The following is a 12,858-nucleotide window of genomic DNA, read 5'->3' as shown; positions in this document are numbered from 1 at the left end:
GCGGCGGGGCGGCATATGCCGCCCCATCGGCTCACTCGTCTTCCTGCATGCCGGGCCGTTTGAAATTGACAAAGGTGCGCGGCACCCAGGGACGCGCGGCCAACAAACAAGACAGCGCATGGCGGTCGGCGAAGGGCAGTTTGGCGTCCTGCTGGTGCAATTGCGCCACTTCACGCGCCAATGCCTTCAAGCGCGTCAAGACGATACGGATTGAGGCGTCAGACAGCATCACATTCACCACCTGCATGCTTTCGCGTTCGCCATCAAAGCGCGCCGCCAGAAAATCATTTGCCGCCATTTGCTGGAAATACATTTGAATCGGCCCATGCGGCAACCAGCGGAAGGTGCGCGACACCAGCAGCTTGATGCGGTTATTCGGCAGCAATTGCAAAAAGCCGATGCGATCCAAACGCACCAGATATTTGATCAACTCCGGCTCGGAAATGCCGAATTCGCTCATGATGTTTTCCAGCGGCACTTGATTAAGCGCCGATACCGCCACAATCAAAAGCTTCAAATCGGCCGTGATTTCCTTTTCCTGCTGCAAAGTGAGTTGCGAAATCAAATTCGCTTCCATGCCCTCGCCTGCCGTCAACTCGGCAAAATCGACGCCGGAAGCTTGCAAAATCTGATCAAAGCGCGAAAGCGTGAAATTTTTCTGCGCAAACATGCGCTTGACCGAGGCTTCCGACATATCGATGCGGCGCGCCAATTCGGCATAGGTAATACCGCGCGCTTTTAATTCGCGTTTCAAGGCGTCCACCAGACTGACAGCGCGCGTCATTTTGCCTCTCCCCCATCTTCATAGCGTTGCAATGCGCAGCTCATTTGCGCCTCCAGATGCTCCGGGCCATCGACGGTAATGCCGAGATTGCGCAGCAAGCCATCTTTCAAGCCGTAAATCCAGCCATGCACGCTCAACGCTTGCCCACGCTCCCAGGCGTCATGCACCACGGTGGTTTGACACACATTGGCCACCTGTTCAATCACATTCAGCTCGCACATGCGATCCAGCCGCGCGCGCGAAGGCAGCGCATCGCCCAGATACACATCGTATTTTTGCTGCACGTCCTGCACATGACGCAGCCAGTTATCGGCCAGACCGACGCGCTTATGCGCCATCGCCGCATGCACCCCTGAGCAGCCATAGTGGCCGCACACAATCACATGGCGCACCTTGAGCATATCCACCGCAAATTGCAGCACGGAAAGACAATTCAAATCGGTATACACCACCACATTCGCAATGTTTCGGTGCACGAACAACTCGCCCGGCGCCAGACCGACAATCTCATTGGCCGGCACCCGGCTGTCCGAGCAACCTATCCATAGATATTCCGGAGCTTGCTGGGCCGCCAGTTTGCGGAAGAAATCCGGATCATGCGCCACCATCTGCGCCGCCCATTGGCGGTTGTTGCGCAATAAATCCTTGATATTGGTTTTGCTGTTTTCAGACATGCGGAGAAACCGCACCGTTTTGATCCGGTGCGGTTGAAAGTGGAAGGGATCAGTTTTCGCGTTGGCGCACGCCGCTGTCCGGCTTCTCGCCCAGCATCGCGCGTTTCAAAGAGGCGTCAGCCGGCGAATCGCCAAGCCAGATTTTGAGCAAAGCATTAAAGAAAGCGATATCCGGAAAGACTTCGCCCACGCGTTTGCCGTTGAGCGTGCACACCGAGCCGACATTCGGCTGCCATTCAATGGCCACCACATCGCCTTTTTTCAGCTCAGGAATGGAGGCGAACATTTCGCCGAATTTTTGCATCTGGATGATGATTTTGCTTTTTTCAGCTTTATTGGAATTCTTGTTCAAACCATCCATAAAACTTTGGCCGAACGCTTCCGAGCTGACCTCACGCAACATCGACAGCACCAGGCGGCGCGGGCCGGTGGCGTTCAACACATCAGGCACATTCGTCTTCGGCTCTTGCAGATAAAGCGCGGCGACATACACCTTGAACAACGATTTATAGCGCACCCCGGCGCCATTGAGTTTGAGTTCAGTGTTGCCCACCTTGACTGTTTCATCGACTTTGACGCCGGAAACTTCCAGCGCAAAAGCTTGTTGCGCACACAGCAGCGACGCTGCAAAAACCGTTTGTCTGACAAGCAATGCCCACTTGTTCATGTTCTCTCCAAAAAAATGCATCTGCGATCAGGCGCGCTCAGTCAAACTGGCGCGCTAAGTATTATTTGCATGCAAACCGGATGCGGATAGCGTGCGGCGTGCATGAATTCACACTGTTGGCATGATCGTTTCATATTGTAAGCAAAACTTGCTGTGCATGGGGTATCGGCACAGAAAAAAAGGGAGATGGTTGCAGACCACCTCCCTTTTTCAAACAGCAGTCGCGGCGTTAACCGAAGAACTCGCGCGCTTTGTCAAACCAGGATTTGCGCTGCGGCATATGTTTGCCGCCGCCTTCATCCGTCAGGCTGTCGAATTCGCGCAGCAATTCTTTTTGCCGCTCGGTCAGTTTGACCGGCGTTTCCACCATCACATGACAGAACAAATCGCCGGCATAACCCGAACGCACCCCTTTGACGCCTTTGCCGCGCAGGCGGAAAGTCTTGCCCGATTGGGTGCCCTCAGGAATCGAGAAGCTGACTTTGCCGTTTAAGGTCGGCACTTCAATTTCCCCGCCCAAAGCCGCCTTGGCGTAAGAAATCGGCATCTCGCAGTGCAAGTCATCGCCTTCGCGCTGGAATACCGGATGCGGTTTGATGTGGATTTCCACATGCAAATCACCCGGCGGGCCGCCATTCACGCCCGGCTCGCCATGCCCGGTATGGCGGATGCGCATGCCGTGATCGATGCCGGCCGGAATCTTGACTTCCAGCGTTTTCTTGCGCTTGATATTGCCAACCCCGCCGCACGCCGTGCACGGCTCCGGGATCACCTTGCCGGTGCCATGACATTTCGGGCAGGTTTGCTGAATGCTGAAAAAACCCTGCTGCATGCGCACCTGGCCATGCCCGCCGCAAGTGTTGCAGGTGGTCGGCGAAGTGCCGGGTTTGGCGCCCGTCCCGTGACAGGTGTCGCAGCTGTCCCAGGCATTGATGCTGATGGTGTCGGTATGTCCCAACGCCGCCTGCTCCAAGCTGACTTCGAGCACATAGCGCAGATCCGCGCCCTTGTACACCTGCGGCCCGCCACGACTGCGGCCACCGCCGAAAATATCGCCAAAGATGTCGCCAAAGGCATCGGCAAAACCGCCGCCGCCAAAACCACCGCCGCCGCCCGCGCCCATATTCGGATCCACCCCGGCATGGCCATAGCGGTCATACGCTGCGCGCTTATCGCCATCGGACAGCATTTCGTAGGCTTCTTTGACTTCCTTGAACTTTTCCTCGGCTTCCTTGCTGTCCGGATTGCGGTCCGGGTGATATTTCATCGCCAGCTTGCGGTAAGCCTTTTTGATTTCGTCCTCGCTGGCGTTTTTCGCCAGACCCAGAACTTCGTAATAATCTCGCTTTGCCATTTCAGGCACCTATCCCTTGTACGCCGCACAGCGGCGGCATGGTTTTGCGCTTTTCAGGCGCTCAAATGTTCAAAGCCGGGGCAAGGCGCAAGCCCCTCGCCCCGGCTGCCGGGCGCACCCGGTTGCGATCTTATTGCTTGTCCTTGACTTCTTTGAACTCGGCATCGACCACGTCGTCATCCTTGGCTTGCGCGCCTGCCGCGCCGGCGCCTTCAGCACCGCCCGCCGCCTGCTTGGCTTGCATATCGGCATACATCTTTTCACCCAGCTTTTGCGCTGCGGTGGACAATGCCGCCAGCTTGGCGTCGATTTCCGCCTTGTCGCTGCTCTTGATGCTGTCTTCCAGGTCTTTGATCGCAGCTTCGATCTTTTCCTTTTCGCCAGCTTCGAGCTTGTCGCCGTATTCGGACAGCGATTTGCGGGTCGAGTGCACCATGGCGTCTGCCTGATTGCGCGACTCAGCCAGTTCTTTCAACTTCTTGTCTTCAGCGGCATTGAGTTCCGCATCTTTCACCATCTTTTGGATTTCATCTTCGCTCAAGCCCGAATTGGCCTTGATGGTGATCTTGTTTTCTTTGCCGGTGGCCTTGTCTTTCGCGCCCACATGCAAAATGCCGTTGGCGTCGATATCGAAGGTGACTTCGATTTGCGGCACGCCGCGCGGGGCCGGCGGAATGCCTTCCAGATTGAATTCACCCAGGCTCTTATTGCCCGCCGCCATTTCGCGCTCACCCTGGAACACCTTGATCGTCACCGCCGGCTGATTGTCGTCAGCAGTGGAGAAGGTTTGGCTGAACTTGGTCGGGATCGTGGTGTTCTTCTGGATCATCTTGGTCATCACGCCGCCCAGGGTTTCAATGCCCAGGGAGAGCGGAGTCACGTCCAGCAACAGCAAGTCTTTGCGGTCGCCGGCCAGCACCGAACCTTGAATCGCCGCACCCACCGCCACCGCTTCGTCCGGATTCACGTCTTTACGCGGGTCTTTGCCGAAGAATTCCTTGACCTTCTCCTGCACTTTCGGCATACGGGTCATACCGCCCACCAGGATGATGTCGTCGATATCGCTGACCTTCACGCCGGCGTCTTTAATCGCGATGCGGCAGGGTTCGATGGTTTTCGTGATCAGGTCTTCCACCAGCGCTTCCAGCTTGGCGCGGGTAATCTTCATATTCAAGTGCACCGGCGCGCCATTGGCCATGGCGATATACGGCTCATTGATTTCGGTTTGCTGCGAAGAAGACAGTTCGATCTTGGCGCGTTCTGCGGAAGCCTTGATGCGTTGCAGCGCGATCGGGTCTTTCTTCAGATCCAGACCGTTGATTTTCTTGAATTCTTCAATGATGTAATCAATCACGCGCTGGTCGAAGTCTTCACCGCCCAGGAAAGTGTCGCCATTGGTGGACAGCACTTCAAATTGTTTTTCGCCTTCAACGTCAGCGATTTCGATGATCGACACGTCAAAGGTGCCGCCGCCCAAGTCATACACGGCGATTTTGCGGTCGCCCTTTTCGCCTTTGTCCAGGCCAAAGGCCAGCGCGGCTGCGGTCGGTTCATTGATGATGCGCTTGACTTCCAGACCGGCGATGCGGCCAGCATCCTTGGTGGCCTGGCGCTGTGCGTCATTGAAGTAGGCCGGCACAGTGATCACGGCTTCAGTCACTTCTTCGCCCAGATAGTCTTCGGCGGTCTTTTTCATCTTGCGCAGCACTTCCGCAGAAATTTGCGGCGGCGCCAGTTTTTTGTCGCGCACGCCTACCCAGGCGTCGCCATTGTCAGCCTTGACGATGGAATACGGCATCAGGCTGATGTCTTTTTGCACTTCTTTTTCTTCAAATTTGCGACCGATCAGACGCTTCACCGCGTACAGGGTGTTGCGGGGATTGGTCACCGCCTGGCGCTTGGCCGGTGCGCCAACCAGAATTTCACCGTCTTCCTGATAAGCGATGATGGAAGGGGTGGTGCGCGCGCCTTCCGCGTTTTCAATCACTTTGGGTTGCCCGTTTTCCACCAGAGAAACGCAGGAGTTGGTAGTACCCAGGTCGATGCCGATAATTTTGCCCATGATGTTTATCCTTGTATGTATGCAGTGTTATTCATGTGATTCGTTTGAATCCGTTGAGCCGGATATAGGCGCATTTGGCGGCATTTCAATAGCATTTTTATGCTGTTTTCAGCCAAATCGCGCCCGCTGAATTATTTCGCCTGGGCCACGGTGACAATCGCCGGACGCAACAGACGGTCGGCGATCATATAGCCTTTTTGCAGCACATCGACCACCGTATTGGCTTCCTGCTCAGCTGGCACCATGGACACCGCCTGATGCTTCATCGGATCGAGTTTTTCGCCGCGCGCCGGGGTTACTTCGAGCAGACGGTTGCGCTCGAATGCGCTGGAGAGTTGTTTGAGCGTCATTTCGACGCCTTCTTTGATGGATTCAACGGTGGGGGCTTCAACTTTCAAAGCCATTTCCAGACTGTCTTTGACCGGCAACAGGCTTTCAGCAAAACTCTCGACGGCGAATTTATGCGCCTTGCTGATATCTTCCTGCGCGCGGCGGCGGATGTTTTCGCCTTCTGCGCGCGCGCGCATGAAAGCGTCTTGCAGTTCAGCAACTTTTTGCTCTGCAGCTTGCAACTGCGCCAGTAAATCAGCCGGCGCATTGGCGCCTGGCAATCCTTCAAAATTTTCTGCCGCTGCCGGCGCCTCAGCGCCTTTTGCAAGTTGTTCTTCTTGCTGTTCTTGCATGGAAAGCCTCCAACTGTAAAATGTAGTGTGTTACTGTAATTGCAGGAATGGTTTAACCCGACGCCATATGGGGTTATTCAAGCGGGTTTCAAGAGCGTTTTTTCACTTTTTTCTGCGCTTTTGCACAAGCAGAATGCGACAATTCCAGATGAATGAGCACAAAGAGATCAAGATGAATGCTGCAGACATGACGATGCCGCAAACCGCAATGCCCGGTTTGCGCATCCGTAAAATGGAGATGTCCGACTTGCCATCCTGGGCCGAATTTGCGCTTTTGCCGCAAGTTTTGCAGCACACCAGCGCCAATTATCAAAGTCTGGAGGATTTGCGCACCCAATTTGCCCCCTTTTGGGGCGAAGCGCCGAATGCGCCGATGATGTTTGCCGTCACCCTGCAAGACGCGCCGCACAAAGTCATCGCCGCCACCAGCTTTCACACCATCATGCCGCGTTTTTTGACAGCGGAATTAAGTTATGACGTGCACCCGGACTACTGGGGCCGGGGCATCGCCAGCGCGCTGGCGCTGGCGATGGTGGAGTGGGCCTTCAAAGAACGCGGCTGGCGCAGAGTCCAGGCCACAGCGGTGGACAGTAATCTGGCCTCCCAGGCGGTATTGCAAAAATGCGGTTTCGTGCTGGAAGGCAGATTGCGCAATTTCAGAATCATCCGGGGCCAATCGCGCGATTACTTTATCTACTCCAGAATACCCGGGGACGGCGCATAAAGCCCGCCCCGCCTTCACAAACCAAGCCGCTTGAATACAGCTTGCAAGACGCCAGCTTGTTGTCTGAAAGCCTGCTCCAACGCTGCCAGCGACGCCGTCGGCTGCGCCTGCGCATCAGCCGGGCCGATCCAGTAGCGTGAGCTGTCGCCATATGGCTCCCACACCACGCAGTCCTGCCCCTGATATTGGAATCTGACATGAACTTCCGCATCCTGGCTGGAAAACAGGGGCCGGACTTGAACCTGACTCACGCCCGCAATCCGGCGCAAGCGCCGCGCCACAGCAGACGGCGTAAGCAAAACGTTACTGACTTCAAAAGCAATCAATCCTTTTTCTGCTTCATTCAGCGGCCAGGTTTGCATGTTTCTCTCCACACAGTCAAATCAATATGCAATCATATCAAACAGCATACGCGCTTGCACGCTGCGCTCAGCTGCCGCGATAAGTCGCATAACTCCAGGGCGTAAGCACCAGCGGCACATGGTAGTTTTGGCTGGCGTCGGCAATTCCGAATTGAATACAAACTTCTTCCAGAAATGCAGGCTCGGGCAAGTCCATGCCCTGCGCGCGGAAATACTCTGCCGCTTGAAACGTCAGGCTGTAGCGCCCAGTCTGCATGCTCTCGCCTTGCAACAGCGGCGCATCCAGCCGGCCATCGGCATTGGTGCGCGCGCTCAACAGCAATTCGGACTGGCCGTTGCTCAAGCGGTGCAATTGCAATTGCATGCCATGCGCCGGGCGTCCGCTGTGCGTGTCTAAAACATGAGTGCTGAGTTTGGCCATGCTGTTCTCCTTGAAGTATCAGCTGATTGTATGCCAGCCGCACCCCGATTGGAGAAGCGCGCCTGCGGCTCATCCTTTCGGCCTATGCATTTATCCTCTTTTCGCAAATGAGAATCATTTTTAATTGTGTTACACTGACGGCATTTGCTGCATGGCAATCCCCTCTTCCCTGTATGGAGTTTGTGCATGAAAAATGTGATGACCCGCTTGGCTGGCGCTGCATTGCTGGCGCTTTTGTCTGCAAACACGCTGGCCCAAGAAGTGGTGGTGTACTCCGCCCGCAATGAACAATTGATCAAGCCGCTGTTTGACGCCTACACCAAGCAAACCGGCGTGCCGGTCAAGTTTATTTCCGACAAAGAAGGCCCCTTGATGGAGCGCTTGAAAGCGGAAGGCGCCAACACCCCGGCGGATATGTTGATCACGGTGGACGCCGGCAATCTGTGGCAGGCCGCGCAAGCCGATTTGCTGCGCCCGCTCAACTCCAGCGTACTGGAGCAAAACATTCCGGCGCATTTGCGCGATCCGAAAAAAATGTGGTATGGCTTATCGGTGCGCGCACGCACGATTTTCTATAACAGCAAAAAAGTCCTCCCGGCTGAACTCTCCAGCTATGAAAACCTGGCTGGCCCGCAATGGAAAGGCCGGCTCTGCCTGCGCACTTCCAAGAAAGTGTATAACCAGTCCCTGGTGGCGACCTTGATCGCTGAACACGGCGAGCAAAAAGCCGAACAAATCGTCAAAGGCTGGGTCGGCAATCTGGCCACCGATGTGTTTGCCGATGACACCAAGCTGCTTGAGGCGATTGGCGCCGGCCAATGCGATGTCGGCATCGCCAACACTTATTACTATGGCCGCCTGATGGCGAAAAAACCGACCCTGCAAATTGGCCTGTACTGGGCCAATCAGACGGGCAAAGGGGTGCATGTGAATGTCTCCGGCGCAGGCGTGACCAAGCATGCGAAAAATCCGCAGGGCGCGCAAAAACTGATGGAATGGCTGTCCTCTGACAAAGCGCAAAACCTGTTTACCGATCTGGATTATGAATTCCCCGCCAATCCTGCCGTGCCGGCGGACAAGGCTTTGCTGAATTGGGGCCAATTCAAACAAAACCTGATCAATGTCGCCAAAGCCGGCGAGCTGCAAGTCGAAGCGGTCAAGTTAATGGACCGCGCCGGCTATAAATAAGGATGGCGCAAGCGCATCATTCTTCTGTATGGCGCAACGCCAGCTTGCTGGTGGCTGCGCTGTGTTTGACCCCGCTGCTGGTATTGCTGGGCGCCTTGGCGCGCCCCGATGGCGCCATCTGGGCGCATCTATCGGCCCATGTGCTGCCGGATCTGCTCAGCAATACCGCGTGGCTGTTAGCCGGGGTCAGTTTGTTTACTCTGACGCTGGGTGTCGGGCTGGCCTGGTTGGTCGCGGTCTGCGACTTTCCAGGCCGGCGTTTTTTTTCCTGGGCGCTGGCTTTGCCACTGGCCTTGCCGGCCTATGTGGCGGCGTTTGCCGCAGTCGGCATGCTGGACTTTACCGGCCCGCTGCAAACCTGGTTGCGGGATGAACTGGGCTGGCAAGGCGGCTTACCGCCGATCCGCTCGCGCGCCGGCGTCGCCCTGGTCTTGGCTTTCTCGTTTTATCCCTATATCTATTTACTGGCGCGCCAAGCCTTTGCCTCGCAAGGCCGGCGCGCGCTGGAAGTCGGCCAATCGCTGGGCCTGGGCCCCTGGCGCGGCTTTTGGCATATCGCCCTGCCCGCCGCCCGTCCCTGGATCGCCGGCGGCCTGCTGCTGGTGTGGATGGAAACCCTGGCCGACTTCGGCGCGGTCTCAGTGTTTAATTACGACACCTTCACCACCGCCATCTATAAATCCTGGTTCGCCATGTTTTCCATGCAGGCGGCAGCGCAATTAGCCTCCCTGCTGGTCTTGCTGGTGCTGCTGCTGGCGGCTTCGGAAAGCTGGGCGCGCAGACGGCGCGCCTATCACGCCAGCGGAAAATCCGGCGCGCTGCGCTATCCCTTGCACGGCGCACGCGCCTGGCTGGCGCAAGCCGCCTGCGTACTGGTGCTGCTGCTGGCCTTTGTCGCGCCGATTTTGCAGCTGCTGTTCTGGGCCTGGCAAAACCGCGAAGGGGTGGATGAGCGTTTTTGGTCTTTTGTCGGCAATTCGCTGCTGGCCGCCGCCGGCGCGGCGCTGGCGGCGGCCAGCGCCGCGCTGGTGCTGGCGCGCGCGGCGCGTTTGCACCAGGCGTTTGGCATGCAACTCTTGATCAAGGCCGCCACCTTGGGCTATGCGATTCCGGGCGCGGTGCTGGCGGTCGGCATTTTTATTCCGATTGCCTGGCTGGACGGGCGCTTGATCGAAGCGGCGCAAGCGCTGGGCTGGCAAGTCAGCGCACAAGGTTTTTTACGCGGCAGCATCCTGGTCTTGCTGCTGGCTTTTGTGGTGCGTTTTCTGGCAGTGGCGTTTCATCCTGTGGATGGAGCCATGCAGCGCATCACACGCAACCAGGAAGACGCCGCGCGCAGCCTGGGACTGTCCGGTCTTGCCCTGTTGCGCCGCCTGCATTGGGGTATGCTCAAGGGCGGCTTATTTACCGCGCTCTTGATGGTGTTTGTGGATGTGATGAAAGAAATGCCGATTACCCTCATGTTGCGCCCCTTCGGCTGGGAAACCCTGTCGGTGCGGGTGTTTCAAATGACATCTGAGGGCATGTGGGAAAGCGCGGCGGCGCCGGCTTTGGCGCTGGTGGCGGCGGGATTGTTGCCGGTGATTTTATTAGGCCGGCAGGAAGAATTCAGCGCAGAATAAAAGCGTTCAGGTGAAACAGGATGGATTCATGAATTTGCTGCAAGTCGAAGCTATCAGCCACGTCTATGGTGCGCGCAGCACCTTGCAAGCCTTATCTTTTTCCCTGGCGCGCGGTGAAATCGCCTGTTTGCTGGGGCCGTCCGGCTGTGGCAAAACCACGGCATTGCGCTGCATTGCCGGATTTGAAAGCTTGCGCAGCGGGCGCATTTTGATCAATGGCCAGGAAGTCAGCACGCCACAGCACACGCTGGCCGCGCAAAAACGCAAAATCGGCATGGTGTTTCAGGATTACGCCCTGTTCCCGCATCTGGATGTGGCGCACAACATCGGCTTTGGCTTGCATGCCATGAGCAAAAGCGAAGCGCGCGCCCGGGTGGCGGACATGCTGGAGATCACCGGCCTTGCCGCCTTCGCCAAAGCATATCCGCATGAATTATCCGGCGGCCAGCAACAGCGCGTCGCCCTGGCGCGCGCCCTGGCCCCCAAGCCGGACTTGATCTTGCTGGATGAGCCGTTTTCCAATCTGGATGTGGATTTGCGCGTCAAACTTGGCGTTGAGGTGCGCGAATTGCTGAAAAAACAGGGCAGCACCGCCATCATGGTCACACATGATCAGCATGAAGCCTTCGCCATGGCCGATCAAATCGGCCTCTTGCATGAAGGCGTGATGCAGCAATGGGGCAAGGCATACGATTTATACCACCACCCGGCGAATCGTTTCGTGGCCGACTTTATCGGCGAAGGCGTGTTGCTGCCGGCGCGCGCCTGTGGCGCGGATTGCGTGCACCCCTCCTTTGGCGAATTGCGCGGCACACTGGCGAATCAATTCGCGCCGGATGAAGTGGTGGATGTGTTGATCCGTCCCGACGACATCCTGCACGACGACGCCAGCCCGACCAAAGCGCGCGTGCTGGCGCGCGCATTTCGCGGCGCCGAGTTTTTATACACCCTCGAATTATCCGATGGGGCCAAGGTGTTATCGCTCGCCCCCAGCCACCATGATCACGCGATAGGTGAAATGATAGGCATCAGAATTGAGGTGGATCATTTGATTGCATTCCGCCGTCAGTGAAAAACTGTTGCGGGACTGAATGCCTCTTATGCGCGCGCCGGGCATAAGAGGCACTGTCCCCGTCAAGCGCGCGGCGCCTGCAATTGCGCGCGCAACCACTCCACCACCAAGGGCCACAAGCTGTCGCGCATACTGTCTTTGAAAAAACCGAAGTGCCCGATGCGCGCCAGCTTGTATTGCTGCGGCCCGATTTCGCGGTAATCGACCCGGCCCGAACGGTATGCCCCATGCAACAGGCGTGAGCCGGCTTCGTTCAATAATTCGTCATCGGTAAAGGTCAGTCCCAACACCGGCCAGGCGGCGCGCGCATAGGCCTCGCGCGCGCCCGGCTCGCCGCTTAATACATATTCAGGACTCAAACACCAGCGCCGCCATTGGTAAAACGCCTGCTTCGGAATATCGCCCATGACGCCGATGCGCTTACCTGGAAAATACCCGAACAAGGGACATAGCAAAGGCGTCAACACATGCCACAGCAAAGGTGCGCGGCGCGCCACATCTGGCCGGTTGTGGGAGGCATGGCCGCTGCCGACGGCAATATTCACCACGCCGGCCAGTAAATGTTGCGAAGGCAACAAGGGCGCCACCTGGCCGCCCAGGCTGTGCCCCAGCAAAAACACCGGCGCACCATGGGCTGCCTGATGCACGCTTTGCAAGACCGCATCAGCGTCTTTTTCAATCCACTCGCTGATATCGGCGCGGCATGCGCGCAGCTCACCGCCCCCTGCCTCGCCCATGCCAAGATAATCGAAGGTGGTGACGGCAAAACCCTGTTGCGCCATGTATTGCGCAAAATCACGGTAAAAGCGCTGAGAAACCGCCATTGCCGGTGCGATCACCAGATGCGCCAGGGCTTGGCCTGAGGGCGGGAAATGCTGCATGGCCGGGCGGCCAGGAATCAATTTCAGTGTGGGAGCATGCATGGCGTCGGCCTGAGATATGCGATCTGCAGTTTGTACACCAAAACCGCTTGCATACGACTTGAACATTTCCTCCAATCGTATGCAGCCGCATCATGTCACTTGTTTATTTGATGATCCGGGGGGCTGGCTCTTATTGTGTTGTGGCGCCACCGCTGTCGGACGCCGGCTTATCGCTGCGCACCTGCCAGCGAAAACATATCTACTTGATTTTATTGAATATTTAATTCTGGCGCACAAATACCCCCCCAATTACCCCTGAAATGTAGCCAGAACAGAGTAATTCGCTTACATGGGGTATCTTGCATTTTTGCGGCAAACTCCG

At 56.9% G+C, this 12,858-nt stretch carries 13 protein-coding genes; 4 read left to right on the top strand and 9 right to left on the bottom strand.

All coding sequences use genetic code 11. The annotated features are described in order from the left end of the window. Window positions 1–31: 31 nt before the first annotated feature. From V8J88_RS07885 to grpE, 6 genes are all read right to left on the bottom strand, one after another. Window positions 32–784: a helix-turn-helix domain-containing protein gene (locus tag V8J88_RS07885; protein ID WP_338848832.1), complete on the bottom strand. Its 753-nt coding sequence runs from the start codon at window positions 782–784 to the stop codon at window positions 32–34. Then, entirely contained in the window at window positions 781–1,458 is a 678-nt protein-coding gene (gene can, locus V8J88_RS07880) for a carbonate dehydratase (RefSeq protein ID WP_338848831.1), read from the bottom strand. Before can ends, V8J88_RS07885 begins: the two co-directional genes overlap by 4 nt. A 49-nt stretch (window positions 1,459–1,507) precedes the next feature. Next, window positions 1,508–2,125 carry a chalcone isomerase family protein gene (locus tag V8J88_RS07875; protein WP_338848829.1) on the bottom strand — a complete coding sequence of 206 codons (618 nt, stop codon included), beginning with the start codon at window positions 2,123–2,125 and terminating at the stop codon, window positions 1,508–1,510. Between the two features lie 229 nt (window positions 2,126–2,354). Continuing rightward, a complete protein-coding gene (dnaJ, locus tag V8J88_RS07870; protein WP_338848828.1) occupies window positions 2,355–3,479 on the bottom strand; it encodes a molecular chaperone DnaJ in 1,125 nt (374 codons plus the stop codon). A gap of 130 nt (window positions 3,480–3,609) precedes the next feature. Next, window positions 3,610–5,541, bottom strand: coding sequence for a molecular chaperone DnaK (dnaK, locus tag V8J88_RS07865; protein WP_338848827.1), 1,932 nt, complete (start codon window positions 5,539–5,541; stop codon window positions 3,610–3,612). A gap of 131 nt (window positions 5,542–5,672) precedes the next feature. Continuing rightward, a complete protein-coding gene (gene grpE / locus V8J88_RS07860; RefSeq protein WP_338848826.1) occupies window positions 5,673–6,224 on the bottom strand; it encodes a nucleotide exchange factor GrpE in 552 nt (183 codons plus the stop codon). A gap of 172 nt (window positions 6,225–6,396) precedes the next feature. Between grpE and V8J88_RS07855 the strand changes: the two genes are divergently transcribed. Next, window positions 6,397–6,948, top strand: a complete 552-nt coding sequence (locus V8J88_RS07855; protein ID WP_338848824.1) for a GNAT family protein — start codon at window positions 6,397–6,399, stop codon at window positions 6,946–6,948. Between the two features lie 14 nt (window positions 6,949–6,962). Here V8J88_RS07855 and V8J88_RS07850 read toward each other — a convergent pair whose 3' ends face one another. Both V8J88_RS07850 and uraH read right to left on the bottom strand, forming a co-directional pair. Continuing rightward, window positions 6,963–7,310 carry a hypothetical protein gene (locus V8J88_RS07850; RefSeq protein WP_338848823.1) on the bottom strand — a complete coding sequence of 116 codons (348 nt, stop codon included), beginning with the start codon at window positions 7,308–7,310 and terminating at the stop codon, window positions 6,963–6,965. A gap of 67 nt (window positions 7,311–7,377) precedes the next feature. Beyond that, window positions 7,378–7,731 carry a hydroxyisourate hydrolase gene (gene uraH, locus V8J88_RS07845; RefSeq protein ID WP_338848822.1) on the bottom strand — a complete coding sequence of 118 codons (354 nt, stop codon included), beginning with the start codon at window positions 7,729–7,731 and terminating at the stop codon, window positions 7,378–7,380. Window positions 7,732–7,917: 186 nt separating this feature from the next. On the opposite strand from uraH, the gene V8J88_RS07840 reads away from it, so the two are divergent. From V8J88_RS07840 to V8J88_RS07830, 3 genes are read left to right on the top strand one after another with little or no spacing between them, the layout of a single operon-like run. Continuing rightward, window positions 7,918–8,919, top strand: a complete 1,002-nt coding sequence (locus V8J88_RS07840) for an extracellular solute-binding protein (RefSeq protein ID WP_338848821.1) — start codon at window positions 7,918–7,920, stop codon at window positions 8,917–8,919. A gap of 2 nt (window positions 8,920–8,921) precedes the next feature. After that, a complete protein-coding gene (locus V8J88_RS07835; protein WP_338848819.1) occupies window positions 8,922–10,541 on the top strand; it encodes an iron ABC transporter permease in 1,620 nt (539 codons plus the stop codon). 28 nt (window positions 10,542–10,569) lie between these two features. Then, window positions 10,570–11,613, top strand: coding sequence for an ABC transporter ATP-binding protein (locus tag V8J88_RS07830; protein ID WP_338848818.1), 1,044 nt, complete (start codon window positions 10,570–10,572; stop codon window positions 11,611–11,613). Window positions 11,614–11,675: 62 nt separating this feature from the next. On the opposite strand, the gene V8J88_RS07825 is transcribed toward V8J88_RS07830, so the two are convergent. After that, the gene (locus tag V8J88_RS07825) at window positions 11,676–12,536 is read right to left on the bottom strand and encodes an alpha/beta fold hydrolase (RefSeq protein ID WP_338848817.1); all 861 of its coding nucleotides are present in this window, start codon (window positions 12,534–12,536) and stop codon (window positions 11,676–11,678) included. Between the last annotated feature and the right edge of the window lie 322 nt (window positions 12,537–12,858).

The organism is Massilia sp. W12, assembly GCF_037300705.1.
Lineage (GTDB): Bacteria > Pseudomonadota > Gammaproteobacteria > Burkholderiales > Burkholderiaceae_D > JACPVY01.
The sequence above is the reverse complement of the archived record's forward strand: the minus strand, read 5'-3'. Positions and strand labels throughout refer to the sequence as shown.

Bases quoted from the DNA above. Each gene is read 5' to 3' on its own strand.
- V8J88_RS07885 (WP_338848832.1), bottom strand. From the start codon at position 784: ATGACGCGCGCTGTCAGTCTGGTGGACGCCTTGAAACGCGAATTAAAA.
- can (WP_338848831.1), bottom strand. From the start codon at position 1,458: ATGTCTGAAAACAGCAAAACCAATATCAAGGATTTATTGCGCAACAAC.
- V8J88_RS07875 (WP_338848829.1), bottom strand. From the start codon at position 2,125: ATGAACAAGTGGGCATTGCTTGTCAGACAAACGGTTTTTGCAGCGTCG.
- dnaJ (WP_338848828.1), bottom strand. From the start codon at position 3,479: ATGGCAAAGCGAGATTATTACGAAGTTCTGGGTCTGGCGAAAAACGCC.
- dnaK (WP_338848827.1), bottom strand. From the start codon at position 5,541: ATGGGCAAAATTATCGGCATCGACCTGGGTACTACCAACTCCTGCGTT.
- grpE (WP_338848826.1), bottom strand. From the start codon at position 6,224: ATGCAAGAACAGCAAGAAGAACAACTTGCAAAAGGCGCTGAGGCGCCG.
- V8J88_RS07855 (WP_338848824.1), top strand. From the start codon at position 6,397: ATGAATGCTGCAGACATGACGATGCCGCAAACCGCAATGCCCGGTTTG.
- V8J88_RS07850 (WP_338848823.1), bottom strand. From the start codon at position 7,310: ATGCAAACCTGGCCGCTGAATGAAGCAGAAAAAGGATTGATTGCTTTT.
- uraH (WP_338848822.1), bottom strand. From the start codon at position 7,731: ATGGCCAAACTCAGCACTCATGTTTTAGACACGCACAGCGGACGCCCG.
- V8J88_RS07840 (WP_338848821.1), top strand. From the start codon at position 7,918: ATGAAAAATGTGATGACCCGCTTGGCTGGCGCTGCATTGCTGGCGCTT.
- V8J88_RS07835 (WP_338848819.1), top strand. From the start codon at position 8,922: ATGGCGCAAGCGCATCATTCTTCTGTATGGCGCAACGCCAGCTTGCTG.
- V8J88_RS07830 (WP_338848818.1), top strand. From the start codon at position 10,570: ATGAATTTGCTGCAAGTCGAAGCTATCAGCCACGTCTATGGTGCGCGC.
- V8J88_RS07825 (WP_338848817.1), bottom strand. From the start codon at position 12,536: ATGCATGCTCCCACACTGAAATTGATTCCTGGCCGCCCGGCCATGCAG.